21 protein-coding genes and 2 pseudogenes are annotated in these 24167 nt (G+C 70.8%); 13 read left to right on the forward strand and 10 right to left on the reverse strand.

Features of this window, described 5'->3' with window-relative positions:
- Nucleotides 1–101: 101 nt before the first annotated feature.
- A complete protein-coding gene (locus AB0I52_RS06475) occupies nt 102–1694 on the reverse strand; it encodes a GMC family oxidoreductase N-terminal domain-containing protein (protein ID WP_363069527.1) in 1593 nt (530 codons plus the stop codon).
- Between the two features lie 113 nt (nt 1695–1807).
- On the opposite strand from AB0I52_RS06475, the gene AB0I52_RS06480 reads away from it, so the two are divergent.
- Entirely contained in the window at nt 1808–2482 is a 675-nt protein-coding gene (locus AB0I52_RS06480; RefSeq protein ID WP_363069529.1) for a TetR/AcrR family transcriptional regulator, read from the forward strand.
- Nucleotides 2483–2662: 180 nt separating this feature from the next.
- Here the strand turns inward: AB0I52_RS06480 and AB0I52_RS06485 are convergent.
- Nucleotides 2663–3110 (reverse strand): annotated as a pseudogene (locus AB0I52_RS06485) (transposase); the annotation flags it as partial.
- Nucleotides 3111–3177: 67 nt separating this feature from the next.
- Here AB0I52_RS06485 and AB0I52_RS06490 point away from each other — a divergent pair.
- The 6 genes and pseudogenes from AB0I52_RS06490 to AB0I52_RS06515 all read left to right on the forward strand — a co-directional run.
- Entirely contained in the window at nt 3178–3480 is a 303-nt protein-coding gene (locus AB0I52_RS06490; protein WP_363069865.1) for a transposase, read from the forward strand.
- Nucleotides 3477–4349, forward strand: a complete 873-nt coding sequence (locus tag AB0I52_RS06495; protein ID WP_363069531.1) for an IS3 family transposase — start codon at nt 3477–3479, stop codon at nt 4347–4349. The genes AB0I52_RS06490 and AB0I52_RS06495 overlap by 4 nt, the downstream gene beginning before the upstream one ends.
- 268 nt (nt 4350–4617) lie before the next feature.
- Nucleotides 4618–4917 (forward strand): DUF397 domain-containing protein, encoded by a 300-nt coding sequence (locus tag AB0I52_RS06500; RefSeq protein ID WP_363069533.1) that lies wholly within the window; start codon nt 4618–4620, stop codon nt 4915–4917.
- 53 nt (nt 4918–4970) lie between these two features.
- Nucleotides 4971–5888 (forward strand): hypothetical protein, encoded by a 918-nt coding sequence (locus AB0I52_RS06505; protein WP_363069535.1) that lies wholly within the window; start codon nt 4971–4973, stop codon nt 5886–5888.
- A 158-nt stretch (nt 5889–6046) separates the two neighbouring features.
- Entirely contained in the window at nt 6047–6553 is a 507-nt protein-coding gene (locus AB0I52_RS06510; RefSeq protein WP_363069537.1) for a DUF6624 domain-containing protein, read from the forward strand.
- A 67-nt stretch (nt 6554–6620) separates the two neighbouring features.
- Nucleotides 6621–6758: pseudogene (locus AB0I52_RS06515) on the forward strand (VOC family protein); the annotation flags it as partial.
- A gap of 110 nt (nt 6759–6868) precedes the next feature.
- On the opposite strand, the gene AB0I52_RS06520 reads toward AB0I52_RS06515, so the two are convergent.
- The 3 genes from AB0I52_RS06520 to AB0I52_RS06530 form a co-directional block, all read right to left on the reverse strand.
- Nucleotides 6869–7591 (reverse strand): sulfite exporter TauE/SafE family protein, encoded by a 723-nt coding sequence (locus AB0I52_RS06520; RefSeq protein WP_363069539.1) that lies wholly within the window; start codon nt 7589–7591, stop codon nt 6869–6871.
- A gap of 505 nt (nt 7592–8096) precedes the next feature.
- On the reverse strand, nt 8097–8741 hold the full coding sequence (locus AB0I52_RS06525; RefSeq protein WP_363069541.1) for a hypothetical protein: 645 nt from the start codon (nt 8739–8741) through the stop codon (nt 8097–8099).
- A 297-nt stretch (nt 8742–9038) separates the two neighbouring features.
- A complete protein-coding gene (locus tag AB0I52_RS06530; protein WP_363069543.1) occupies nt 9039–10148 on the reverse strand; it encodes a citrate synthase 2 in 1110 nt (369 codons plus the stop codon).
- A 225-nt stretch (nt 10149–10373) separates the two neighbouring features.
- On the opposite strand from AB0I52_RS06530, the gene pdxH reads away from it, so the two are divergent.
- The gene (gene pdxH / locus AB0I52_RS06535; protein ID WP_363069867.1) at nt 10374–11036 is read left to right on the forward strand and encodes a pyridoxamine 5'-phosphate oxidase; all 663 of its coding nucleotides are present in this window, start codon (nt 10374–10376) and stop codon (nt 11034–11036) included.
- Nucleotides 11037–11397: 361 nt separating this feature from the next.
- Nucleotides 11398–12792, forward strand: a complete 1395-nt coding sequence (locus tag AB0I52_RS06540) for a PAS domain-containing protein (RefSeq protein ID WP_363069545.1) — start codon at nt 11398–11400, stop codon at nt 12790–12792.
- Between the two features lie 50 nt (nt 12793–12842).
- On the opposite strand, the gene AB0I52_RS06545 is transcribed toward AB0I52_RS06540, so the two are convergent.
- The gene (locus tag AB0I52_RS06545; protein WP_363069547.1) at nt 12843–13598 is read right to left on the reverse strand and encodes an SIS domain-containing protein; all 756 of its coding nucleotides are present in this window, start codon (nt 13596–13598) and stop codon (nt 12843–12845) included.
- A 209-nt stretch (nt 13599–13807) separates the two neighbouring features.
- On the opposite strand from AB0I52_RS06545, the gene AB0I52_RS06550 reads away from it, so the two are divergent.
- The gene (locus AB0I52_RS06550) at nt 13808–14500 is read left to right on the forward strand and encodes a metal-dependent transcriptional regulator (RefSeq protein ID WP_363069549.1); all 693 of its coding nucleotides are present in this window, start codon (nt 13808–13810) and stop codon (nt 14498–14500) included.
- Nucleotides 14501–15166: 666 nt separating this feature from the next.
- Entirely contained in the window at nt 15167–16060 is an 894-nt protein-coding gene (locus AB0I52_RS06555; RefSeq protein WP_363069869.1) for an alpha/beta hydrolase, read from the forward strand.
- A gap of 57 nt (nt 16061–16117) precedes the next feature.
- Here the strand turns inward: AB0I52_RS06555 and AB0I52_RS06560 are convergent, their stop codons facing one another.
- Genes AB0I52_RS06560 through AB0I52_RS06570 form a run of 3 tightly spaced genes read right to left on the reverse strand, consistent with a single transcriptional unit; the run spans nt 16118 to nt 19320 of the window.
- A complete protein-coding gene (locus AB0I52_RS06560; protein WP_363069551.1) occupies nt 16118–17767 on the reverse strand; it encodes a transporter in 1650 nt (549 codons plus the stop codon).
- Nucleotides 17764–18594 carry an ABC transporter ATP-binding protein gene (locus AB0I52_RS06565; RefSeq protein ID WP_363069553.1) on the reverse strand — a complete coding sequence of 277 codons (831 nt, stop codon included), beginning with the start codon at nt 18592–18594 and terminating at the stop codon, nt 17764–17766. The genes AB0I52_RS06560 and AB0I52_RS06565 overlap by 4 nt, the downstream gene beginning before the upstream one ends.
- 39 nt (nt 18595–18633) lie before the next feature.
- Entirely contained in the window at nt 18634–19320 is a 687-nt protein-coding gene (locus tag AB0I52_RS06570; RefSeq protein ID WP_363069871.1) for a bifunctional DNA primase/polymerase, read from the reverse strand.
- A gap of 294 nt (nt 19321–19614) precedes the next feature.
- Between AB0I52_RS06570 and AB0I52_RS06575 the strand changes: the two genes are divergently transcribed.
- Nucleotides 19615–20997 carry a transcriptional regulator gene (locus tag AB0I52_RS06575; RefSeq protein ID WP_363069555.1) on the forward strand — a complete coding sequence of 461 codons (1383 nt, stop codon included), beginning with the start codon at nt 19615–19617 and terminating at the stop codon, nt 20995–20997.
- Nucleotides 20998–21188: 191 nt separating this feature from the next.
- The gene (locus AB0I52_RS06580) at nt 21189–22820 is read left to right on the forward strand and encodes a hypothetical protein (RefSeq protein WP_363069557.1); all 1632 of its coding nucleotides are present in this window, start codon (nt 21189–21191) and stop codon (nt 22818–22820) included.
- A gap of 43 nt (nt 22821–22863) precedes the next feature.
- On the opposite strand, the gene AB0I52_RS06585 is transcribed toward AB0I52_RS06580, so the two are convergent.
- A complete protein-coding gene (locus AB0I52_RS06585) occupies nt 22864–24144 on the reverse strand; it encodes an ABC transporter substrate-binding protein (RefSeq protein ID WP_363069559.1) in 1281 nt (426 codons plus the stop codon).
- Nucleotides 24145–24167 lie beyond the last annotated feature (23 nt).

Consider the following 24167-nt stretch of genomic DNA (forward strand, 5'->3'; position numbering starts at 1 on the left):
GGCACCGCCCCCTCTCGTCACGAGAAGACCTGCCCATTTCCGCACCAACCCACGTCCCCACAGGTCAGGGCTTCCCTCGAAACGAGCCGCACCCATTGAGGTTAGGCGTTGCCGAGGATGTGGTCGGCTGCGATCCAGCCTACGGCCATGGTGGGGGCGGCGGTGTTGCCGGAGACCTGGGTGGGCAGGACGGAGGCGTCAGCGATGCGCAGGCCCTCGACTCCGCGGACACGCAGCTGGGAATCTACAACGTCGTCGTTCTCGGGCCCCATTGCGGCCGACCCTACAGCGTGGTAGATACCGGCACCCGTGTCGATGGAATACTTGAGCACCTCATCGGCGGTTGATACGGCAGGGCCGGGATATTCCTCATCGAGGATGTAGTCCGCGATCGGGCCCTGGGCGAACACCGTGCGTGCAGTGTCCAGGATGGTGGACGTTGCCTTTCGGTCGCCCTCGTCCTCCAGGAATCGCGCATCGATAATCGGCAGGTTCTCGGGAAGCTTTCCCGACAGGTGGATCGAGCTACGGGTCTTGGGCCTGATCTGGTACCCCATGAACATGATTCCCGAATGTTTGGCCAGCTTCATGGTCGCACTGCTGGTGTCGAGGGCCATCGGTACGAAAAGCCCTTGGATGTCCGGGCGGTCGAGCGTCGGATCGGACTTGAACTGAGTCATCAGGTCGTAGCCGCCGGTCGAGATGGGACCCTTGTGGTTGAACAGGTACTTGAAGCCTTGCCAGCCCTGTTTCGGGATGGTGTTGAGCTCTTGGGTGGGACCGATTTGCCGCTTCAGCCGCACCTGGGTGGCCACGCCGCGTTGTTCGATGACGCGCTCGCCCACGTTGGGGCTCTCGGCGATCATGTCGATGCCGGCGCCATGAAGGATGTCGCCGCGCCCGATGCCGGATCGTTCAAGCAGCAGCGGCGTCTCGACCGTGCCGGCCGAGAGGATGACTTCCTTGCGCGCCTTGTAGTCATGTGTCCGGTCGCCGCTGCGGGCACGAACACCGACCACCCGTTTACCCTCGAACAACAGGTAACCCGCGCGTGTACGGGTCCGGATCGTCAGGTTGGGACGCTTACGTACGGGGCGGACGAAGGCGCTGTAGGCGCTGGTGCGCAGTCCGTTCTTGATCGTGGAGGGGGTGAAGCCGACGCGCTCGGTGTCGAGTGCGTTCATGTCATCGACACGATCCCACCCATGAGTCTGCGCTGAGCCGAGCATCGCGGTGACCACTTCGTCGTGATTCTCGACCACCGATACGCCCAGCGGCCCACCGGCTCCGCGCACCTTCGAGGGGCCGAGGTTGTGGTCCTCCATCGACCGGTATACCGGTAGGACCTGGTCCCAGCCCCAGCCCAGGTTGCCACGATCGGCCAGTCCGTCGAAGTCGGCCTTGGCGCCGCGGGTCCACATCATGCCGTTGACCGACGTCGAACCGCCCAGCACCTTGCCGCGGGCCCAATCCTCGGTCTGACCGCTCGGGCCGATCGGCTGCGTCTTGTAGTGGTAGCTGTAGCGGTTCCCCTTGAGCGTGAAGAAGAATCCCTTGGGGATGTAGATCATCGGGTTCTTGTCGCCGCCGCCGTACTCCAGCAGCAGAACTTGGTTCTTGGGATTATCCGACAACCGACTGGCCAAGACCGAGCCTGCCGCTCCGGCACCGACGACGATGTAGTCGTAGACCATTTTTTTTCACCCTTTGAGAATGTAGTTGAATTCAGCACCATCAGCATACACTAAAATGGGGACTACTCCACGTTTCGTTGCCAGAAAGCGAGCGACCCGCTAGGTTGACGTACATGACGACGATGAAGCGCAAGCCGAGGAAGGACCAGCAACGTAATCGCGAAGCACTTCTGTCCGCAGCACGAGAGGTGTTCGGGAGTCAGGGTCTCGACGCACCCTTGGACGTTATTGCCAAGCGTGCCGGCGTTGGGAACGCCACGCTCTATCGGCATTTTCCGACCCGCCAGACGCTCGTCGTTGAGATTCTTTCCTTCAATCTCCAGCGCAGCTCGTCCGCACTCACCAAGGCGCTGCAACGGCCGACCGGATGGGACGGGCTGGTGTACTACCTGTCATGGTTGTTCGCAGAGCAGCTCGACAATGCCGCCTACATGAGCGCGCTGCGAGCGGTCCCCGCAGGGCGGAACGTGGGCATAGACGTCGTACGGGATCAGACAGTCACCGGCGTCAACGAGCTCATCGCCCGCGCCAAATCCGAAGGGTCCATGAGAGCCGACCGCTGGATCGAAGACATCTTCCTCGCCCTGACCCTCAACGAAACACTCGCCGGCGCCAGCCACCAAGACCGGCGCAGCGCTTCCCAGCGGTTCCTCCAACTCACGCTCTCAGCCCTCGCGGCCGATCTCGCTCCCTGCGGAACAGCAGCCGATGAACCCGAAGCCGTCCTCGCCCTCCGCCACACGCTGGGCCACGAACTCGCCGGCCTGCCCAACCCCAGCTCTGACTGATGCCGCTCACCGAGGGCCATCCGTTCCGCCTTCTGCACATCGGGTTGGAGCTTCGAGTCGTGCCAGCGCGTTGGTGCTGGACGGTCTGGCCCGGATCCGTGACGCGCTGACCGCACTGCGGGCGGAGACGGTGGAGGATGTGGCGAAGCTGGCGGGGCAGGTCTTCGCGGAGCATGACTTCTTCATGCGGGCGAAGACGTGCTCGACCCGGGCCCGGACCTGCTTGTGGGACCGGTTGTGCTCCTCTTTCCAGTCCCGGCAGTTCGGTCTGGCCGCGCTCTCGGCGATGTGGCATGACGAGTCCGGTGCCCGGGTAGCCGCCGTCGGCGATCACGACGGCCTTGCCGACGGCGGCCTTGGCGCCGGACTCCTCCCAGGCCCTGCAGTCGTTGCGGTTCCCGGCGAGCGGTCGACCGACCACGACGACGCGCCGGGTGTCGGCGTCGATGACGACCTGGTGGTTGGTGGAGTATCGGTAGTTCTTCGACCGCTCGGCGATGGTGTGGTCCCGGGTGGGGACCAAGGTCCCTTCCACGATGAACACGGCGTCCTTGGCGAAACGCTGACGGGGCTGGAGCGCGAACATCGGCCCGAGGTGGTCGATGATCCGGTCCGCCGCCGACTGGGCTTGATCCGCTTTGACGGACATTCGAGATCTGGGGTTCAGCCCCGGGAGGATGTCCATCATGGAGAGCATGGGGAAGAAGAAGCCTCGCCGCCCTCGTCGTTCGTTCACGCCTGAGTTCAAGGCCGAGATCGTCGGACTGTGCAGACGAGGCGACCGCTCGGTCGGACAGGTTGCCAAAGACTTCGAACTGACCGAGACCGCGGTGCGGGACTGGGTGAAGCAGGCCGAGGTCGACGGGGGCGAGCGCAACGGGCTGACCAGCAGTGAGCGCGAGGAACTGGCCGCGTTGCGGCGGGAGAACCGCAGGCTGCGTGAGGATGTTGACGTCCTCAAGCGGGCCACAGCTTTCTTCGCGAAGGAGACCCGGTGACGGTGCACCCGTTCATCGAGGCGGAGAAGCAGGCAGGTCACAGCGTCAAACGGGCGTGTGAGCTGATGAAGGTCTCCCGGGCCGCCTTCTATGCCCATCGCTCCGATCTGCCCGGTCCTCGTGCGGTGAGGGATGCCGAGCTGACCGAGCAGATCACCGAGGTCCATGCGAAATCACGCGGAACCTACGGGGCCCCACGCGTGCATGCCGTGCTCAAGCGCGGGGGTGCCGGGTGCGGCCGTCGTCGTGTCGCACGTCTGATGCGGGCCGCCGGACTGCAAGGCCGGCACCGCCGACGACGGCACGTGACCACGATCCCCGATCCCCGGGCTGCCTTCCGTCCCGACCTCATCGCCCGGGACTTCCAGCCCGACCGCAACGGGCTCGATGCCCGCTGGTGCGGCGACATCACGTATGTCCCGACAGAGGAGGGGTGGCTCTATCTGGCCACGGTCATCGACATCGCCTCCCGGCGCGTAGTCGGCTGGGCAACCGCCGATCACCTGCGGACCGAGCTGGTTGCCGAGGCACTGACAGCTGCCTGCCGGCAGCGTCGCCCCACCCATCCGGTGATCTTCCATTCGGATCGTGGCTGTCAATACACCAGCCAGCAATTCGCCGCCCTGGCAGCCCAGTTCGGGGTCCGGCTGTCGGCCGGCCGCACCGGCCAGTGCTGGGACAACGCGCTCGCGGAGTCGTTCTTCTCGACCATCAAACGCGAACTGCTCGGCACCTCCGCCTGGCCCAGCAGGGCCGCCGCCCGCACCGCGATCTTCGATTTCATCGAAGGCTGGTACAACTTGCACCGACTGCACAGCAGCCTCGGCTACCTCAGCCCCGCCGAGTACGAGACGGCACTCGCAGTCTGACCACCACACCAATGGTGTCCGTCAAAGCGGAACAAGCTCAATCCGACCAAGGAACACACAACGCTCAGCACGAAGGCCGTGGGGATGAGTCTGTCGCATCACGTCGTCCGGCAGGATCCGATTGCGGGACTGTCACGCTTCCGGCTCTGGCCCGTAATCGGTGGTAACGAAGTGTGACTGCCGTCGTTGACATGGCATGCGTGATGTTAGCTCAGGCCCTCAGCCCCGCTGACACCCTGGGCCTGTTGGACCGGATGCTGGGCGAGCAATGAGCACTGCACGCGCGTGGTTCAAGTCCAGCTACAGCGGCGACGAGGGAGGCGCCTGCCTCGAAGTCGCCTACGAGTGGCGGAAGTCCAGCTACAGCGGCAGCGAGGGCGGCCAGTGCCTCGAAGTCGGCTACGCATGGCGGAAGTCCAGCCACAGCGCTGACGAGGGCGGCCAGTGCGTCGAAGTCGCCGCGCACCCCGCGGCCGTACACGTCCGCGACTCCAAACACCCCGAGGGCCCGGCCCTCGCCCTTCCGCCCGCCGCCTGGGCCGCCTTCACCGCACACGTGGGCCGCTGAGGCGCTGCACGACCAACGGGCCTGTTGTCAGAGGCGGCTGGCAGCATCGACGTATGGACGCCATCCGTAGGACCCCGCCTCGGCCGATCGATGTCACGGCGGTTTTCCCTCAGCTGGCCCCGCTGGCGCGCACAGCGATCCGTCTGCACCCCAGACCCGGGTCCCCGTCGCCGCGCGATAGTTCGGTCGGCGGGCCGCTGCTGTGGCCCGCCGACGAGCCGTGGCCGTACTGCGACGAGCGGCACGAGTGGTACGACGAGCAGGCGGGCGAGCAGCGCGTGGGTCCGAACGCCATGCTGCCGGTGGCCCAGCTGTACGTACGCGACGTACCCCTGCTGCGACCGCCCGGCCAGGCCGATCTGCTCCAGGTGCTGTGGTGTCCCTGCGAGCACCCGCCGGAGTACAAGCCCCCGACCGCGCTGGTCTGGCGCACCGCCGCCGAGGTGACCGGCATACTCGCCGCGCCGCCCGAGCCGTCCGTGCTGGAGTACGGCGACAACTACGTGCCGGAGCCGTGCCTGCTCACGCCGGAACAGGTCACCGAATACCCCAACGTGCTCGCTCTGGACCAGGAAACGCAGCGGCAGGTGGAGGACTGGAATACTTGGCAGGCGGCCGGCGTCGCGATGGACACCTCCTACGAGGACGGCCCGCACGAGTACTACCTGGACGCCCTGTCCGTCGCCCCCGGCTGGAAGGTCGGCGGCTGTCCCCCGTGGGGTCTCACCGATCCCGTCGCCCGCTTCTGCGCCGAGTGCGGCGCCGGGATGAGCCCGCTGCTGACCATCGCCTCGGACGAGTGGCTCCCCGATGGTCACAGCTGGATTCCCTACGAGGACCAGGCCCTCACCACGCTCGACGACCCCGGCACGGCGAACCCGCCCAAGGTCCAGGTCTCCAAGGGCAACCATCTTCAGCTCTACGTCTGCCCGGAGTCCCCGGACCACCCGCACACCGACCTGATCCAGTGAGCGCGCCGGCGGGGGCCCACCTCTTTCGGCAGCAGATCAAGTATCCCAACGCCGGGGTCTGCTCGTCACCCTGCGCCAGAATGATCTTTTGTGGCTATTTGCGCGCCTAGGGTTGCGAACGACGAGCACGACGCACCCCTTTGGACTCCAGGAGCAGGATGACACCCGAAGTCGCCGCAGTGGCACGGGAACTCGTGGACATGGCCGCGACCGACCACCTGGCCACCGTTCAGGCCAACAGCGACAACCACACGGAGCAGTTGGCGTGGCGTCGTATGACCGCCCAGCACGCGGACCGCCTCACCGAGATCATGGGCGAGTGCGGCTGGCCCACCGCGGAACTGGTCGGTGAGGACGCGGCGCGGGCCGCGTGGCTGATCGCGCAGCACGCCGACCGGCAGCTCGATGTGCAGCGCCGGGCGCTCCGGCTGATGGAGCAGGCGGTGGCAGCGGGCTCAGCAAGCGCGCGGGACCTGGCCTTCCTGCGCGATCGGACACGCGTGAACGAAGGAGGCGAGCAGATCTACGGCACGCAGATCGCCGGGGTGCGGGACGGTTCGCCGATCCCGTGGCCCTGCGAGGACCTCGAGCGCATGGACGAGCGGCGCGCGGAAGTGGGCATCCCTCCGTTCGACGAGTACGTCGCCCAGTTCCCGGTGGCCTGAGCCGAACGGCCGATGCGCCGGCACGAGGCCGACGGCACACCTGGCCGGCACCCGCTGCCGGACTCCGCTCGTGGAGCGGCTCGAACTGCACGGCGGCAAGCGGGTGCCCGCGCACAATCCGTACTGGGACACCTGGGGCGTGACGGTCCAGGACCCGGACGGATATCTCCTGGTGCTCTCCACCAGGAACTGGTCCAACTCCTAAGTTCTGGCCGGGTGGGGCCGCTCCACGCCCAGGGAAGGCGGGCCTCGTTTCCCAGGGCGAGCATCGGCCTTCGGGGGCGAGGAGCCGCCCCCGAAGGCGGGCCCCCTCCGTCAGGAGCCACCCGCCAGCATGACCACCGCGATGACGGTCAGGCCACCGAGCACGATCGGCCGGAAGCGTTCCGCCGGGACGCGCCGGAAGATGCGGTCACCCATGGCCCAGCCCAGCGGCAGGCCGAGTACACCTGCCGCTGTCAGGAGCAGCGCGGTGGTGGAGACGTGTCCCAGCGCGACGAATGTGGCGACCGCGACGACGTCCTGCCCGCAGAAGACGGCCTGCAACGTCGCCCGGTAGCGGCGCGGTTCGAGTTTCTGCAGCGCCAGCACCAGCGGAGGGCCGTTCATGCCGGTCGAGGTGAGGAGTCCACCGCTGAGGAAACCGGCTGTCCACGCCGTGACGTTTCCCTCGGGCAACCGCACACCGAACGACAGCAGCCCGACCAGCACCAGCAGTGCGCCACCGATGAGCAGCGAGAGAGTGTGCTCGTCGGAGAGGGCGAGCGCGATCAGGCCGAGCGGCATGCCGAGCACCCCGGCGAGCGTGAGGCGCCGGGCCTGCCCGGTATCCACGTGGAGGCGCTCGCGCCGCCAGGAGCCGGCGGTGAGGACGAGACTGACCGTGGTGGCCGCGACCACCGCGGTCACCGGGTCGACCACGAGCGTGAGGAGGGGGACGGCGACCAGGGCGGCGCCGAAGCCCGTCACGGCCTGGGCGAGCGCGGCCAGCAGGAAGACGCCGACCGCGGTGAAGGCGAGGGGCAGGAGGTCAGTCATCGGTCGCCGGAGCCGTTCGCTCCTCGTCGTCACGGACGACCCCGTGCAGGAAGCTTCGTACCCTCTGCTCGTGCAGCTGCCGCGGTGTGAGCTGGTTCGAGGACGGAGTCCTGACATCGAGATGCTGGGCCGGCCGTGCCGGGCTGAAAGCCTCCAGCCCCTCACTGTCGGTGATCGCGATGGCTCCCGCCACGGCGGCAGCTCGGCTGATCAAGGGTTTCGGCGGTCGAGCCATTGGTGCGCGGTCTCCTCTGCTCGGCGCCTGGCAGGCTCGTGCGATCTCGTAGTGGGCCCCGGGCCGGGGGCGGGTGCACGGTGTACGCGTGTGCAGGGTATCCCCGCCAATCGGTCGGCCCCGTAATCGCCTGCGATCACGCCCTGGCGAAGACGGCGTGACGAACGGCATGGCTAGTCGGATGTTCCCCCGACGAGGCCCTGGCGCCGCCACCGGCCGGGCATGTCGTCAGGGACGAGATGCCCGGCGTGCGGACACGGGAACGGCCTGTCAGCTGGTCCAGAGGACCGGGCTGTCGCTGTACGCGTCACCCTCGTCGAACGAGGCGGCCGTGATGGGTGTGGTCTTCGTGGCGCTGAGCGAGCAGGTCTCGTACGACGCGCCCTTGGTGGTGAAGTCGCGGGGTGCCGTTTCGTTGTCGCACTTGCCCGGGAGGTCGCCGATCAGGACGATGCCCGTGGCGCCGCCGTCCTCCAGCTCGCCGCGCAGCTTCAGCGACGCGTACGCCAGGTCGGTGCCGCCGACGTTCTCCACCTTCATTCGGATGTAATAGGGCGTCATGCCCTTCGCCTTCGCGCCGAATCCGGCCATGTCGGCCTCGGCGCCCTTCTCGATCGCCGTGACGGTCACGGCGATGGTGCCCTTCTTTTCGGTCCCGTACTCGAACGGCAGAACCGCTCTGTCGCCGATCTTGAGCTTCGTGCCCGGCGCGGTGTTGTCACCCTTGGCCGGCGCCGCACCGTCGTCGCCGGGGTCCGCGGACGGGCTCTTGCTGCCCGGGTCGGACGATGTCGGGGCGGACGCCGAGGGTGAGTCCTGTGCCGATGACGAGTCCTCGCCGTCATTGCAGGCCGTGAGCCCGAGCACCATGGTGGTGAGGGCGGCCGCGAAGATGATGCGTCCCTTGTGTGTCATTTCGACCTAACTGGCGGTGAGGGCTGCCCCGTACGACAGCCGGTGCGTTCAACAACGGGACGAGACGTCCGGTGCGCGGCCGGACGGACGTGCCGGAGCGGCGCGACGACGGCAGTCCGTCACCGTGGCGCGCCATGACGCATCTCAGACTGCGGGGGGAATGACACAGGCATGCCACAGGCCTGCGACGGGTGCGGCACGGCGACGCCCGGCCGCCCGACGCCCGCGGCAGTCGCGTCGGCGGACGCCCGCGCCGGCTGCGCGAGCGACGGGCGCCCGGCAGTTGTCGAACCGTCCTCAGTTGCCCAGGTCGCCCAGCTGATCGAAGCCCGGGATCTCCCGCGGGCTGCGCGTCCCCGGCCCGATGTACGTGGCCGAGGGCCGCACCAGGCGGCCCGTCCGCTTCTGCTCCAGGATGTGCGCCGACCAGCCCGCCGTACGGGCACACGTGAACATCGACGTGAACATGGGCGCCGGGACCTCCGCGAAGTCCAGCATGATCGCCGCCCAGAACTCCACGTTCGTCGCCAGCACCCGGTCCGGGCGGCGCGCGTGCAGCTCCTCCAGCGCGGCCTTCTCCAGGGCCCGCGCCACCTCGAAGCGCGGTGCGCCCAGCTCCTCGGCCGTGCGGCGCAGCACGCGGGCGCGGGGGTCCTCGGCGCGGTAGACGCGGTGGCCGAAGCCCATCAGCCGCTCGCCCTTGTCCAGGGCCTTCCTCACGTACGCGGTGGCGTCGCCGGTCCGCTCGATCTCCTCGATCATGCCGAGCACCCGGGACGGTGCGCCGCCGTGCAGCGGGCCCGACATGGCGCCCACCGCGCCGGAGAGCGCGGCGGCCACGTCGGCGCCGGTCGAAGCGATGACGCGGGCCGTGAACGTCGAGGCGTTCATGCCGTGCTCGGCGGCCGACGTCCAGTAGGCGTCCACGGCCTTCACGTGGCGGGGGTCCGGCTCGCCGCGCCAGCGGATCATGAACCGTTCGACGACGGACCCCGCCTTGTCGATCTCGCTCTGCGGGACCATCGGCACCCCCTGCCCGCGCGCCGACTGGGCGACGTACGAGAGCGCCATGACGGCCGCCCGCGCCAGGTCGTCGCGCGCGGTCTCCTCGTCGATGTCCAGCAGTGGTTTCAGCCCCCACACGGGGGCGAGCATCGCCAGCGCGGACTGCACGTCGACCCGGATGTCACCGGAGTGGACCGGGATCGGGAACGGCTCGGCCGGCGGCAGACCGGGGTTGAACGCCCCGTCGACCAGCAGCCCCCAGACATTGCCGAACGACACCTGGCCGACGAGATCCTCGATGTCGACCCCGCGGTACCGGAGCGAACCGCCTTCCTTGTCGGGTTCGGCGATCTCCGTTTCGAACGCGACGACTCCTTCGAGTCCGGGTACGAAGTCGGACATCAGGCGGCTCCCTCGGGTCGGCGGCTGCGGGCGGGACCCGAAGGGCCCGCCCCACGATATTGGCGGGTTCCGACGTGACCGGGAAGCGTGACATCCGGCACAGCTCCCCGCTCTCTCCCGGAACGGTTGATGACCCTCCTCGCCGGGCAGACTGGGCCGCTGCGGCAGGATGAGCGTGTGTCCACCGCAGATTCCTCCTTCGATTCCACCACCGATCCGGCCGCGATGCGCGAGCAGTACCGTTCCGAGAGCTTCGCCGAGGACAGCCTGGCCGCCGATCCCATGCAGCAGTTCGCCCGCTGGTTCCGGCAGGTCGCCGCAGGTGGGATGCTCCACGAGCCGAACGCCATGGTCGTGTCCACGGCGACGCCCGAGGGCGTGCCGTCCTCCCGCACAGTGCTGCTGAAGATGTACGACGAGCGCGGCTTCGTCTTCTTCACCAACTACGAGTCCCGCAAGGGCCGCGAGCTGGCCGCCAATCCGCAGGTGTCGCTGCTCTTCCCCTGGCACCCGCTGGCCCGCCAGGTCATCGTCACCGGCACCGCGGCCCGCGTGGGCCGCGAGGAGACGGCCGCCTACTTCCGCACCCGCCCGCACGGCTCCCAGCTCGGCGCCTGGGCGAGCGCGCAGTCCACGGTGATCGGCTCCCGTGCCGAGCTGGTCAGGCGTTACGAGGAGCTGGCGGCCCGCTACCCGGAGGGGGAGCAGATCCCGGCGCCCCCGCACTGGGGCGGCTTCCGGGTCGTTCCCGGCACGATCGAGTTCTGGCAGGGCCACGAGAACCGGCTGCATGACCGGCTGCGCTACGTACGGGAGACCGGGATCGGCACCGGGACCGGGAGCGGCGACGGCCATGGCGGCTGGCGCGTCGAGCGGCTGTGCCCGTAGGCCGTTTCCGCCTCCGGACACGCAGAAACCCGCAGGCTCTGGTCCCTCCTTGCGGAGGGGTCGGCCGGACTTACCGGCGAGCCTGCGGGTCGGTGACTGCTTGGGATTGGCCGGCGACCGGCCTGCACTGCAAAGAGCGCGACGACGGGCGTCAGCCCGCAGTCACCTCACGAGTCCGAAGAGAAATCACTTCCGGAGCACCTCCTTTCATGTGTACCCGCAGCCTAGGAACGTCCCCCCGGGCCGCACAACCGAATTATCCGTGCCATCGATTTCGGCGAAGTCGCTGTGTGCTGGGTCACGTTCGAGTTCAATGGTCTGACGTGCAGCAATGCCGGAGACGTCCCTCAGGGGGTACGGGATGAGTGCTTCCAGGAGCAGCGGAACCACTGACGCCCTCGGGCCCGAGGAAGGCCCGCAGGCCGGTCCCGGGGCGGTCCCGGGGTCGGAGCTGCTGGCGGCCCTGCTCGACGGAATGGACGCCGCGCTCTGCGCCTTCGACGCGGGCGGCACCGTCACCCACTGGAACCGCGAGGCCGAGCGGATCCTCGGCTGGTCCGCCGAGGAGGCCGTCGGACGGCCCGGTTTCGCCGGATGGGCCGTGCGGCGGGCGGACGCGGACGAGGTGCAGGGGCGGCTGATGGCCGTCATGGACGGGCCGGGGCGGCAGGTGCACGAGTTCGCGCTGCTGCGCAAGGACGGCGGGCGGGTGCTGGTGCGGACCCAGTCGGCCGGGGTGCGGGGCGCGGACGGGAAGCCGGCCGGGGTGTACTGCGCGTTCAGCGAGGTCCATGCGCAGATCGACCTGGAGCGGGCCATCGCGCTGAGCGAGGCGCTGTTCGAGGACGCGTCATGGGGTGTCGTCCTGGTCGACGTGGACCTGCGGCCGACCGTCGTCAACGCCCACGCCGCCCGCGCGCTGGGCGGTGGCCGGACGACGCTGCTGGGGCGGCCGCTGGGCGAGCTGATCGTGCAGGGCGTGGAGGACCTGGAGGGCGCGCTCCAGCACGTGCTGGCCGCGGGCGCCCCGCCCGGCCCCGCCGAACTGTGGGTGACGCTGCGGACGGCCGAGGGCGACCGCCGGCGCTGCTGGCGCAGCGGCTTCCTGCGGCTGGCCTCGCCGCTCGCGGAGGAGCCGGTGCCGCTGGGCGTCGGCTGGCTGTTCCAGGACGTCACGGAGGCGAAACTGGCCGCCCAGGACGCGGACCGGGTGCGCTTCCGGTCGAACCAGCTGCACCGGGCCTCGCGGTCGGCGGCCGAGTGCGAGGACCCCATGGAGGCGGCGACCACCTCGCTCGACTACGCGCTCGCGGGCTTCGCCGACCACGCGCTGGTCGACCTGGTGGCGGGGGAGCGGCTGGTCCGCGCGGCGCAGACGCCGTCCGATGCGCCGGGCCCGTGCCTGCCGGTGGCCGGCGGCGGCATCCCGCTGCGGTACGTACCGGGCCACCCCGCCCTGCAGGCGGTGGACCGCACGGGCTCGGTACGGGCCACGGCGGGGGCGGCACGGGCCGCCGGGGAGTGGGCGGCCGAGCGCCAGTGGCCGGCCGACTCGGTGCACGCCCTGTGCGCGGTGCTGCGGAGCCGGGGGCGGACGCTCGGCGTGGTGACGTTCCTGCGCTCGGCCAACCGCGCCGCCTTCGAGCGCCCGGACGCGGTGTACGCGGAGAGCATGGCGGACCGCGTCGCGGCCTCGGTGGACCTGCACCAGTCGCGGGGGGAGGGTCCCGGGGGTATCAGCCCGTCCGGCGGCTGAGGGGACGGAACCCTCGCGTCGGTGGCGGCCCCCGGTACCCGGTCAGGTCCTCAGTGCCGGTAGAAGATCCGGTCCGCGTACTGCGTCATCACGCGCCCGTTCCACTCGTGGCCGCCGTCGACGTTCCCCGACCGCAGCAGTGGCGGCTCCACGCCCCGCTCCAGCAGCTGTTCCGCCGCCGCCGCCATCATCGCCTGCATCACCGCACTGGTGACCACGGTCGACGCGGGCGCGAACGGTGCCTCGATGCCGTCGACGTTCAGCTCCGCGTCACCGATCGCGATCTTGCTGTCGAGGACGATGTCGCAGTGGTCCCGCAGGAAGCCGCCCGAGCTGTGCCGGGACCGGGTGCCGTCCGCGTACGCGACCGAGGTGACGCCGATGACCTTCACGCCCAGCGCACGCGCGTTCATCGCCATCTCCACCGGCAGCGCGTTGCGCCCGGACAGCGAGATGATCACGAGGAGGTCGCCCGCCCTCGCGGGGCTGGAGTCCAGGACCGCGCCCGCGAGGCCGTCGACCCGCTCCAGCGCCGAGCCCAGGGTCGCCGGCATGACGTCGACCCCGAGAGCGCCGGGGACGGCCAGGAGGTTCATCAGGGCGAGCCCGCCCGCGCGGTAGACGACGTCCTGGGCGGCGAGCGAGGAGTGCCCGGCGCCGAAGGCGAAGAGCCGTCCACCGGCCTCGACGGTGTCGGCGATCGCGGCACCGGCCGCCGCGATGTTGCCGGACTCCTCGTCGCGCACCCGCTCCAGAAGGCCGATCGCTGCGTCGAAGAACTGACCGGCCAGCTTGCTTTCGCTCATCTGAGGAGGGCCTTTCCGGCGGGATGGGGGTGACCAGGGGGCGTCCGTACCGCCGATCACGTTGCGGTCTGGACCAGTGACATGTCAATACCGCGAGGCTCGCTCCGGCCCACTCCGATGCACCGCATCGGACCGACGAGGCACGGTTGTCGGTGGTATGCGTCAGAATTGGGTCAGGGCCAGCGCACGATTGCATCGAGGGGCACGAAATGTCCGGACTGATCGACACAACGGAGATGTATCTCCGCACCATCCTCGAACTTGAAGAGGAAGGCGTGGTCCCCATGCGCGCCCGGATTGCGGAACGGCTGGACCAGAGCGGTCCGACGGTCAGCCAGACGGTGGCGCGCATGGAGCGCGACGGCCTGGTTCAGGTCGCGGGCGACCGGCATCTGGAGCTGACGGAGGAGGGGCGCCGGCTGGCGACCCGTGTGATGCGCAAGCACCGGCTCGCCGAGTGCCTGCTCGTCGACGTGATCGGCCTGGAGTGGGAACAGGTCCACGCCGAGGCATGTCGCTGGGAACACGTGATGAGTGAGGCCGTGGAGCGGCGGGTGCTGGAGCTGCTGCGCCACCCGACGGAGTCCCCGTACGGGAATCCGATCCCGGGCCTGGAGGAGCTGGGCGAGAAGGCCGAGGCCGATCCGTTCCTCGACGAGGGCATGGTGAGCCTCTCGGATCTCGACCCGGGCGCCGAGGGCAAGACCGTGGTGGTCCGGCGGATCGGTGAGCCGATCCAGACGGACGCCCAGCTGATGTACACGCTGCGGCGGGCGGGCGTGCAGCCCGGTTCCGTGGTCAGCGTGACGGAGTCGCCCGGCGGAGTGCTGGTCGGCAGCAGCGGGGAGGCGGCGGAGCTGAACTCCGAGGTGGCGTCGCACGTCTTCGTCGCCAAGCGCTGAGGCGTCGCCACGTACGGAAGCGGCGCCACGTACGGAAGCGGCGCCACGTACAGAAGCGGCGCCACGTACGGAAGCGGCGGCGCCATGTACTGATGCACCGCCGCGCGTGCATTCGCCGGCGAGCGCCGAGCGGCCGGTGTCCGTTTCACGCCTCCAGGCGGTGCCGGGCACCGGCCGCCGACGTCCGCTTCCCGTCTTTTCCGTCCGGAATTGCAGCGCTCGGACGGATCGCGTGCCAGGCTGTGGCTGAGGGATACCTGAGAGTGTCGGCCACCTGGCCGCGCGGTCGGGGAGGGGAGCAGGGTATGCGCCCGTCGTGCTGGCAGGTCCGGCATGCGCACCGGATGAGACACGCACCCACGCCCGCGCCCGGCCCCGGTCCCCATGAACGATGGATGGCCCCGGCGCCTCACGGCGCCGGGGCCTGTCCTCCCCTGTTCCGACCTGGAGCCCCGAGCTCTTCAGATCGGTCCCTGCGGGCCCTCATCCCCGAGTGGCCCGCCTCCCGGAGAAGATCTCCCCTCCGCGGCCGACGTCAATCCTTGGAAGCGGTCACTCGAACGAGCGGTGTTGTGTGGCGGAACCCGGTTTTCGAATAAGAGTTCGATACTCTGGCGGAACGCGACCACGTGGTGATCGAGGGACCAGAAGGGGGTGCCAGAACATATGGTGCGGCGCATCGATGTGACCGGAACCGACGGCGTACGCCTCGCGGCCTGGGAGTTCGCCGATCCGCCCAAGGAGCGCACGGAGAGCGAACGCGCCCCCGGCGTCCTCATGCTTCACGGCCTGATGGGCCGGGCCTCGCACTGGGCCTCCACCACCCGCTGGCTCGCCGAGCGGCACCGCGCGGTCGGCCTCGACCAGCGCGGCCACGGCCGCAGCGACAAGCCGGCCGACGGCTCGTACACGCGCGACGCGTACGTGGCCGACGCCGAGGCCGCGATCGAACAGCTCGACCTCGGCCCCGTGACCCTCGTCGGGCACGCCATGGGAGCGCTCACCGCCTGGCAGCTCGCCGCCAAGCGCCCCGACCTCGTCCGGGGGCTGGTCATCTGCGACATGCGGGCCTCCGCGCTCGGGGCGGCCTCGCAGCGGGAGTGGGAGGAGTGGTTCACGTCCTGGCCGGTGCCGTTCGCGACGCTGTCCGACGTACGGAAGTGGTTCGGTGAGGACGACCCGTGGGTGGAGCGGCCCAACCCGTCGCGCGGTGAGTTCTTCGCCGAGGTGATGGCCGAGCGCGCCGACGGCTGGCGGCCCGTCTTCTCCCGCCGGCAGATGCTCCAGTCCCGCGCCACCTGGGTCTTCGAGGCGCACTGGGAGGAGCTGGCCCAGGTCGGCTGCCCGACCCTGGTGCTGCGGGGCCTCGACGGCGAGCTGGGCCGGGCGGAGGCCCAGGAGATGGTCCGGGTGCTGCCGCGCGGGCAGTACGCCGAGGTGGCCGACGCCGGCCACCTCGTCCACTACGACCAGCCGGAGGGCTGGCGCGCCGCGGTCGAACCCTTCCTGGAGCAGTTGGCCGAGGACAACCGCGACGACCGGGAGCCGGTGTCCCCGTAAGAGCCGGTGTCCCCGTGGGGCCCGGAGCCTCGCCGCCCCGTCCACCGCCCCCGTCCGTCACCCCTTGCTGACCGCCGCCAGGATCTCCGGCAGCCGGTCCGCCGTCCGGGGCGCCGCCAACCGCAGTCCGGCCCAGGCGATCAGCGCCCCGTACGCACCACCCACCGGCAACAGCAGCCACAGCCAGCCCTCCGCACCGGCGAGATGCAGCCAGATCGTCGCACCGATCACCGGCGCGCACAGCAGCGCGGCCGAGACCATGCCGCCGAAGATCGAGATCCAGGCGAGCCCGGCCTGACCGGGGGCCACGTTCTTGAACGCGCCGTCCTGCGGGATCGAGTACGGGAAGTTCGCCGAGGCCATCGCGCCCGTGGCCAGCATCGCGCCCAGCAGTGCGAACGACAGCCCCATGACCCCCGGCAGCGTCCCCCAGTCCCCGAGCACCGCGCACGTCAGCACCGTCACCAGGACCGTGTAGGGGAGGGTGATCAGCAGCATCGCCAGTGCGCGCGCCCGCAGTTCCAGGTACGCGTCCCGGGTCGAGGAGATCGTCAGGGCCACCATCCAGAACGCGGAGGTGTCCTGCCCGAACTGGTTGTACATCTGGATGCCGAGCATCCCGGCGGCGAAGCAGGCGAAGTAGACCGAGCCGGTGCCCTGCATGGCGTTGAGCAGCGGCACGATCAGCCCGATCGCCAGCGCCGTCACCCACGCGGCCTTGGTCTTCGGGTCCCGTGCGATGTACCGCAGGCTGCGCTGCATCACCGTGCCGGTGCGCCCCTCCGGGAACAGTGCCCACAGGCCGGCGCCGCGCGAACCGGACTTGGCGCGGTTCGGCTCGGCGGCGGCGAGCGTCGAGCCGTCCGGTGCCGTCATCAGCTTCACCAGGCTGCGCTGCCACAGCCACACCAGCAGGGCCAGCGCTGCCACGGAGAGCAGCAGTTGAACGGCGGCCCGGCCGTACGAGCCCTGGGACGCGGACTGCACCGACCCGATCGCCGAAGCGGGCGGCAGCCAGCGCACCACGTCCGCGGCCGGGTCGAGCGCGGAGAGACCGCCGGCCCGGCCGAGCCGCTGCGCGCCGAAGTTGACGGCCTGGATGCCCACCGCGATCACCAGTCCGCTGAGTACCGCCAGATCGCGGCCCTTGCGTGAGGTCAGCAGCCGGCTGTTGGCCGTGGCGACGGCCCGCGTCAGCGCCACGCAGACCAGCAGGGTCAGCGGGGCGGCCACGACCGCGAACACCGCGGCCCCCGCACCGTGGGCCAGCGCGATCACCGAACCGGCCGTCAGGCAGAGCGTGAACAGCGGGCCGATTCCGACCAGCGAGGCCATCAGCAGCGCGACGATCAGAGGCCTCGGCCGCAGCGGCAGCATCACCAGCCTGCTCGGGTCGAGAGTCTCGTCCCCGGCGGCGAAGAACAGCGGCATCACGGCCCAGCCGAGCGCCAGCACCGCGGCCAGCAGCACGACGAGCGATTCCGCGTGGGCGTTGCCGCGCAGCGCGATCAGCCCGATCAGCTGGCCCGCGGCGATCAGCAGGGTCACGACGACGGACGCGATGTACGCGGCCCGCCGGCCGGCCGACTGCCGCAGCCCGTTGCGCAGCAGGGTGAGCTTGAGCCGTACGAAGACGGGGACCAGGGCCGTACCGTCCATGCCGCCCGTCCGGGGCCCGGATCCCGCCGGGGCGTCGAGCACGCTCATCGGGTGCCGCCCAGCCAGTCCAGGGCGTCACCGGTGTCGCGGCCGCCCGCGCCGACGAGCTCCAGGAAGGCGTCCTGGAGCGAGGGCGCGTCGCCGCGCACCTGCGCCAGGGTGCCCTGGGACCGGATGCGGCCGGCCGCCATGACGGCCACCCAGTCGCAGAGCGACTCGACGAGCTCCATCACATGGCTGGAGAAGACGACGGTCGCCCCGGAGCGGGTGTAGCGCTCCAGCACGCCGCGGATGGTCTGCGCCGACACCGGGTCGACGCCCTCGAACGGCTCGTCCAGGAAGAGCACTTCGGGATTGTGCAGCAGCGCCGCCGCCAGCCCGATCTTCTTCCGCATGCCGGTCGAGTAGTCGACGACCAGCTTGTGCTGGGCGCCCGCCAGGTCCAGTACGTCCAGGAGCTGGGTGGCCCGGCTGTCCGTCTCGGGCCCCGGCAGTCCCCGCAACCGGCCGGTGTAGCCGAGCAGTTCACGTCCCGAGAGGCGCTCGAAGAGCCGCAGGCCCTCGGGCAGGACGCCGATCCGGGACTTCACCTCCACCGGGTCGCGCCAGACATCCCGTCCGCCGACCTCGATCCGGCCCAGGTCGGGGCGGAGCAGCCCGGTGACCATGGACAGGGTGGTGGTCTTGCCCGCGCCGTTGGGACCCACCAGACCGATGAACTTGCCCGCGGGCAGCTCCAGATCGATTCCGGCCACCGCGGTCTGCTCGCCGAACCGTTTCCAGAGCCCCTCCACACGCACCGCGGGCGGCGTCACCCGCGGTGTGTCCGACTCGAAGGCCTGCTCTGCTCTGTCGGTCTGGTACCGGTCCGGCATCGTGCACGCCCTTCGAAGTCCCCGTCTGTGGGGGCCACCCTACGAAAGGCGGGTCCGCGCGTCGGCCGCTTCCCTGCCGCAGGCGTAGGCGAGCGGGCTGATGAGCTCCTCCACCTCGGGCAGCCAGCGGTTGGCGGTGGTGGGGCGGCGGGCCCACTGCACCACGCCACTGCCGCCGACCCGGGTCGGCGGTGCCGTCACGTAATGGCCCTCGCCCCGGCCGCGCAGGCCGATCGCGGCGGCGCTCCAGCCCAGCCGCCGCACCAGACCGTCCGCCTTGGCGGCGGCGCCCGGCAGGACGAAGAACTGCATCCGGCGGTCGGGGGTGCGGGTGACCGGCCCGAGCGGCAGGCTCAGCCGTTCCACCCGGGCCAGCGCCAGGAAGCCGGCCGACTCCGGTACGTCGATCGCGTCGAAGGCGCGTCCGGTCGGCAACAGGATGGCCGACCGGGGGTGTTGGGACCACATCCGGCGGGCCGCCGCGCCGCTGCCGGTGGCCAGGCCCGCCCAGTCGGCCCGGGTGGGATGGGCGCCTGGAGCGGCGCAGCGGGCCTCGCCGCACGAGCACCCCTCCGCCCCGTCGGCCGGCTCCAGCCAGGTGCCGGGGCACACGTCCCAGTGCCGCTCCTCCGTGTACCGCACGGCGGCGTCGAGCAGCGGCTCCGCACGCTGCTGGGGGACCTGCGCGGCTTCCTTGACTCCGATGGGCTCTTCCACGCACAGCACAACTCCCGCCACCACGTGGGGTTACGGGCGTGGCGTGCGCGGTTGGGGCCGCTTCGCTCCCGTCACGCGGGGCGCATCGAGGCATGGGCGGGGGCGCGCGGTAGGCGTCACGGCGAAGGAGGGGTAACCAGATACGGGAATTCCGGCACAGTTCGTCTCTCATCCTAGGGCGCTTGCTGTGACGAAAGATGCAAGACGCCGTGAAAGTGACCAACACGATGAATCGGTGCATTTCTCAGTCATATGTCGGGCAGTGATCCCGCAATGATCACTGCGGCCTCAGGGGGACAAACGATGGCAGCCAGGCCTCTCGTCGCACGCCAGCCGAACGAACGGCTCCAGGCGCTCATCCAGGAAGCCGGATGCTCCAACGCGGGCCTCGCCCGCCGCGTCAACATGGTCGGGGCCGAACGCGGGCTCGACCTCAGGTACGACAAGACCTCGGTCGCCCGCTGGCTGCGCGGACAGCAGCCGCGCGGCAGGGCACCGGGAATCATCGCCGAGGCGCTCGGCCGCAAGCTCGGCCGTACGGTCACGATCGACGAGATCGGGATGGCCAACGGCAAGAACCTCGCCTCCGGCGTGGGGCTGCAGTTCGCCCCGACGGTGATCGGGGCGATCGAGCAGGTCTGTGAGCTGTGGCGCAGCGATGTCGGCCGCCGCGACTTCCTCACGGGTTCGACGGTGGCCTCCTCGGCGCTGGTCGAGCCCAGCCGGGACTGGCTGATCAGCGGCGCGGACCCGCAGGTCGCGCGGGCGGCCGGGGCCCGGGTGGGGATGCCGGACGTGGAGGCGGTGCGGGCGATGACGGCCGCGCTGGTCGACCTCGACCACCGGTTCGGCAGCGGCCATGTGCGGCCGGTCCTGGTGCACTACCTGAACAGCGTGGTCTCCGGGCTGCTTTCGGGTGCGTACCGCGAAGCGACCGGGCGGCAGCTGTTCGCCGCGGTCGCCCGGCTCACCGAGCTCGCCGGGTACATGGCGATCGACACGGGTCAGCCGGGGCTGGCCCAGCGCTACTACATCCAGGCGCTGCGGCTGGCGCAGGCGGCGGGCGACCGCGCCTACGGCGGCTATGTGCTGGCCGCGTCGATGAGCCATCTCGCGGCCCAGCTCGGCAATCCGCGCGAGATCGCCCAACTGGCCAGGGCCGCGCAGGAGGGCGCGCGCGGACGGGTCACACCGAGGGCGGAGGCGATGTTCTACGCCGCGGAGGCGCGCGGCCACGCCCTCCTCGGCGACGCCGGCACCTGCCAGTCGGTGGCGGGCCTGGCGCAGGCGGCCCTGGAGCGCGCCGAACCGGACAGCGGTGACGATCCCGACTGGATCGCGCACTTCGACCACGCCTACCTGGCCGACGAACTGGCGCACTGCCACCGCGACCTCGGCCAGGCGGAGGCGGCCGCGCGCCGGGCGAAGGAGTCCCTGGACGGCCACCCGGAGTCCCGCGCCCGCCGCCGCGGCATCGGCCTCGCGCTGCTGGCCACGGCGCAGGTGCAGTTGCGCGACGTGGAGCAGGCCTGCCACACGGGGACGCGGGCGATGGAGCTGCTGGGGTCGGTGCGCTCCAGCCGGGGCGCGGAGTATCTGGAGGATCTGCAACAGCGGCTGGTGCCGTACGGGGACGAGCCCGCGGTACGGGAGTTCGGGGCCCGCCTGGAGCTCCAGGCCGCCTGAACCGCAGAGGTGCGGCCGGGGCCCTTTCCGGCCGCCCTTGTCGCGGGCCGGGGCGTTAACAGCGTCGTGGGGCCGCTGGGTGTTACAGCCGGTGTGAAGGGGAGGTGAGTGACCTCACGCGCTTGGCGAACGGCGGCAACCACCCGATAGCGTGAGCCGACGATTCCATAGGTACACACGTAGGAGTCCCGGTGACACAGAGCGGACAGGGCGACGAGCAGCAGCTCCCTGCTGTACGACCCGCGCACGAGGGTGTCGTGCTGCCCGCGGGTGGCGGCGAGCCCTGGACACCGGGGGGACCCGCGGACCAGCTGGCCCCGGCGGAAGGACAGCCGTGGGGCCAGCCCTGGGGGCCGCAGGCGCCTGGCCAGGCGCCGGGCCAGGCGCCGGGCCAGGCGCCGGGACAGGCACCGGGCCACGGCCAGTACGGGCAGGACCAGCAGGCGCCCGCGTACGGGCAGCAGCAGGGGCAGTACGACCAGGGGCAGTACGGCCAGGGCCAGTACGGGCAGGGCCAGCAGGCGCAGGCACCGTCGTACGGCCAGGATCCGCAGCAGGGTCAGCAGGGTCAGCAGGGTCAGCAGGGTCAGCAGGGTCAGCACGGGCACCAGGGACCGGCGTACGGCCAGTCGCCGCAGCAGCCGCTGCCGCTCCCGCCCGCCCAGCCGCAGGGCCCGTACGCCCAGCCGCTGCCGCCCGAGGCGGTGCCCGGCATGGGCATGGGCGGGGACTCGGACGCCACGCAGTTCATCGCGCCGGTGCCCTCGGGCCCCGCGCCGGGCGGGCCGCCGCCGGAGAGCCCCGCGGAGTCGACCCGGTACCTGGGCCGGGGCCAGCAGCAGGGGTACCAGCAGTCCCCGGCCGGTGGTCACGCCGCGCCGGGCGGCCAGGACTCCGACGCGACCCAGTTCATACCCCCGGTGCCCGGTGGCGCCCCCTACGGCATCAGGCCCGGGACGCCCGGTGAGCGGCCGCCGCCCGCCGAGTTCGACAACCTCTTCCGCAGCGACGAGCCCGCCGGCGCCACGCAGCAGATGCCCCGGTTCGACCCCGCGCAGCAGCTGCCCCCGCAGCACCAGGGCTCCCAGCAGCCCCCGCAGGCGTACCAGCAGCAGCCGCCCGCGTACCAGCAGCAGCCGCCCGCGTACGGCGGACCCGAGGACGGGCTGCCGCAGGAGGGGCGTGACGAGCGGCGCAAGCGGCCCGCGCACGTCCCGCTGATCGCCGCGGTCGTCGTCGGCTGTGCTGTGATCGGGCTCGGCGCCGGTGCGCTGCTGAGCGGTGGCGACGACGACAAGGACAGCAAGCAGCCGGTGGCCTCGGCGAGTTCACCCGCCGCCGAGCCGCCCGCCAAGGCCCCGGCCGACCCGGCGAAGCCGCAGGCCGAGGCGCTGGACAAGCTTCTCGCGGACAGCAACAACAGCCGGGCCGCGGTCATCAGCGCGGTGGAGAAGACCAAGACCTGCACCAACCTGGACCAGGCCGTGGCGGATCTGAAGGGCGCCGCCCAGCAGCGCCGCGACCTGGTCACCCGGCTCAAGGACCTGTCGGTCGACAAGCTGCCGGACAACGGCCGGCTGACCGCCTCGCTCACCAAGGCCTGGCAGGCGTCCGCGTCCGCCGACGACCACTACGCCGCCTGGGCCGAGCAGGCCAAGAGCAAGAAGGTCTGCAAGCACGGCACGGCCCGTTCGACCCCGCAGAAGGAGCAGGGCAACGTGCAGAGCGGCGAGGCGAGCAAGGCCAAGCGCGAGGCGTCCGGGCTGTGGAACACCATCGCGAAGAAGTACGGCCTGACCGAGCACGAGGCCACCGAGCTCTGAGCACGGCGGTGAGACGGGGCGGGCCGGGTCCGCCCACCCCGCCTCAGCCGGTCGCGCTCGCGTCCGAGAGGGTCTTCGTCACATCCACGAAGCCCTTCCGGTCGGCGACCAGTTTGCCGTCGCGGACGATCTGGAACGTCACCTTGCTGTTCACGATGCGCGGGTAGGAGTCCGAGCCGATCATGTCCTCGTAGCGCCAGCGGAGCTCGGGGGTGAGGCCGCCGGTGTCGACCCGGATGCCCTTGTTGAGGGCCTTGGTGACCTTCCGGGCGGTGATCTCCGGCTCGTGCAGGGACTCCACGACCGACTTCAGGGCGGTGTAGGCGATCCAGGTGGTCTGCACGCCCGTGTCGTCCGGGTCGATCCGGTTGTCGCCGAAGGCGTGCTCGCGGATCACCTGCCGCATCCGGTTCCAGCGGGCGTCGCCCGAGTCCGGGTACCAGCCGGTGACGTACGCCCCCTCGAACGGGCTGTCGCGGCCGCCGGTGCGGTCGATGAGCGGCTGGCCCACGCTGCCGAGCACCGAGGAGATCCTGACCGCCGCGTCCGGCGGCTCCAGCCGGCGGAAGGAGTCGAAGAAGGTCTCCGTGCGGTCGCCGAGCACGGCCGTCACGCACCCGCCGGCCGCACCCGCCCCGGTCAGGGCCCGGCCGGCCGCGTCGTCGTAGGAAGTGGCCGCCTCCGCCGCCCGGATGTCGACCGGCGCGGGCCGACGGGCCCCGGTGAGACCGGTGCTCAGGAGCCATGACTGCCCGTCGCCGCCCAGCGTGTCCGGCCGCACCAGCGCGACCCGGTCGCAACTGCGGGCCAGCTGCTTGGCGTTGCCCGCCAGCAGTGCGGACTGGCCGCCGGTCACGGGGTAGGACACATAGCTGCGGAACTCCTCCTCGGAGGCGCCGTACCCGCCGATGTACGGAATCCCGGCCACCTCCAGCGGCGCCGTGAACGCCCGCCCGTGGCGGCTGTACGAGCCGACGACCGCGACGGCCTTCTCCTCGACGGCCAGCCGGGCGCAGTTTCCCGCGCCGGTCGAGGTGTCCTGCTCGTCGCAGGTGAGCACCCTCAGCCTGTGCCCGTCGAGGCCGCCGGCGCCGTTCACCCAGCGGGCGTACGTCTGCGCCATCGCGGTCATTCCCGCCATGTCGGCCGCGTCCGGGCCGGAGGCGCCGCTGGGCGCCCAGGTGACGACGGTGACGGGCTCCCTGGAGTCCCCCGATGCCCCAGGGAGCGCACCGCAGCCGGTCGCCAGCAGGCCCCCTGCCGCCACAGCGCTGACGAGCAGCCTCGAAGGGCGGGAAGCGATGGGGCGTTGCCGTCCGGTCATGGGCACAGACGATTCCCGCCCCG

The sequence above is a fragment of the Streptomyces sp. NPDC050423 genome (assembly GCF_040655445.1).
Classification (GTDB): Bacteria; Actinomycetota; Actinomycetes; order Streptomycetales; family Streptomycetaceae; genus Streptomyces.

What these genes read in the sequence shown, in the direction of transcription:
- AB0I52_RS06500 (WP_363069533.1), top strand. Translation starts at nt 4,618, where the DNA reads ATGAGCACTGCACGCGCGTGGTTCAAGTCCAGCTACAGCGGCGACGAG.
- AB0I52_RS06540 (WP_363069545.1), top strand. Translation starts at nt 11,398, where the DNA reads ATGAGTGCTTCCAGGAGCAGCGGAACCACTGACGCCCTCGGGCCCGAG.
- AB0I52_RS06550 (WP_363069549.1), top strand. Translation starts at nt 13,808, where the DNA reads ATGTCCGGACTGATCGACACAACGGAGATGTATCTCCGCACCATCCTC.
- AB0I52_RS06510 (WP_363069537.1), top strand. Translation starts at nt 6,047, where the DNA reads ATGACACCCGAAGTCGCCGCAGTGGCACGGGAACTCGTGGACATGGCC.
- AB0I52_RS06475 (WP_363069527.1), bottom strand. Translation starts at nt 1,694, where the DNA reads ATGGTCTACGACTACATCGTCGTCGGTGCCGGAGCGGCAGGCTCGGTC.
- AB0I52_RS06585 (WP_363069559.1), bottom strand. Translation starts at nt 24,144, where the DNA reads ATGACCGGACGGCAACGCCCCATCGCTTCCCGCCCTTCGAGGCTGCTC.
- pdxH (WP_363069867.1), top strand. Translation starts at nt 10,374, where the DNA reads ATGCGCGAGCAGTACCGTTCCGAGAGCTTCGCCGAGGACAGCCTGGCC.
- AB0I52_RS06530 (WP_363069543.1), bottom strand. Translation starts at nt 10,148, where the DNA reads ATGTCCGACTTCGTACCCGGACTCGAAGGAGTCGTCGCGTTCGAAACG.
- AB0I52_RS06575 (WP_363069555.1), top strand. Translation starts at nt 19,615, where the DNA reads ATGGCAGCCAGGCCTCTCGTCGCACGCCAGCCGAACGAACGGCTCCAG.
- AB0I52_RS06480 (WP_363069529.1), top strand. Translation starts at nt 1,808, where the DNA reads ATGACGACGATGAAGCGCAAGCCGAGGAAGGACCAGCAACGTAATCGC.
- AB0I52_RS06490 (WP_363069865.1), top strand. Translation starts at nt 3,178, where the DNA reads ATGGGGAAGAAGAAGCCTCGCCGCCCTCGTCGTTCGTTCACGCCTGAG.
- AB0I52_RS06545 (WP_363069547.1), bottom strand. Translation starts at nt 13,598, where the DNA reads ATGAGCGAAAGCAAGCTGGCCGGTCAGTTCTTCGACGCAGCGATCGGC.
- AB0I52_RS06560 (WP_363069551.1), bottom strand. Translation starts at nt 17,767, where the DNA reads ATGAGCGTGCTCGACGCCCCGGCGGGATCCGGGCCCCGGACGGGCGGC.
- AB0I52_RS06505 (WP_363069535.1), top strand. Translation starts at nt 4,971, where the DNA reads ATGGACGCCATCCGTAGGACCCCGCCTCGGCCGATCGATGTCACGGCG.
- AB0I52_RS06565 (WP_363069553.1), bottom strand. Translation starts at nt 18,594, where the DNA reads ATGCCGGACCGGTACCAGACCGACAGAGCAGAGCAGGCCTTCGAGTCG.
- AB0I52_RS06520 (WP_363069539.1), bottom strand. Translation starts at nt 7,591, where the DNA reads ATGACTGACCTCCTGCCCCTCGCCTTCACCGCGGTCGGCGTCTTCCTG.
- AB0I52_RS06525 (WP_363069541.1), bottom strand. Translation starts at nt 8,741, where the DNA reads ATGACACACAAGGGACGCATCATCTTCGCGGCCGCCCTCACCACCATG.
- AB0I52_RS06555 (WP_363069869.1), top strand. Translation starts at nt 15,167, where the DNA reads ATGGTGCGGCGCATCGATGTGACCGGAACCGACGGCGTACGCCTCGCG.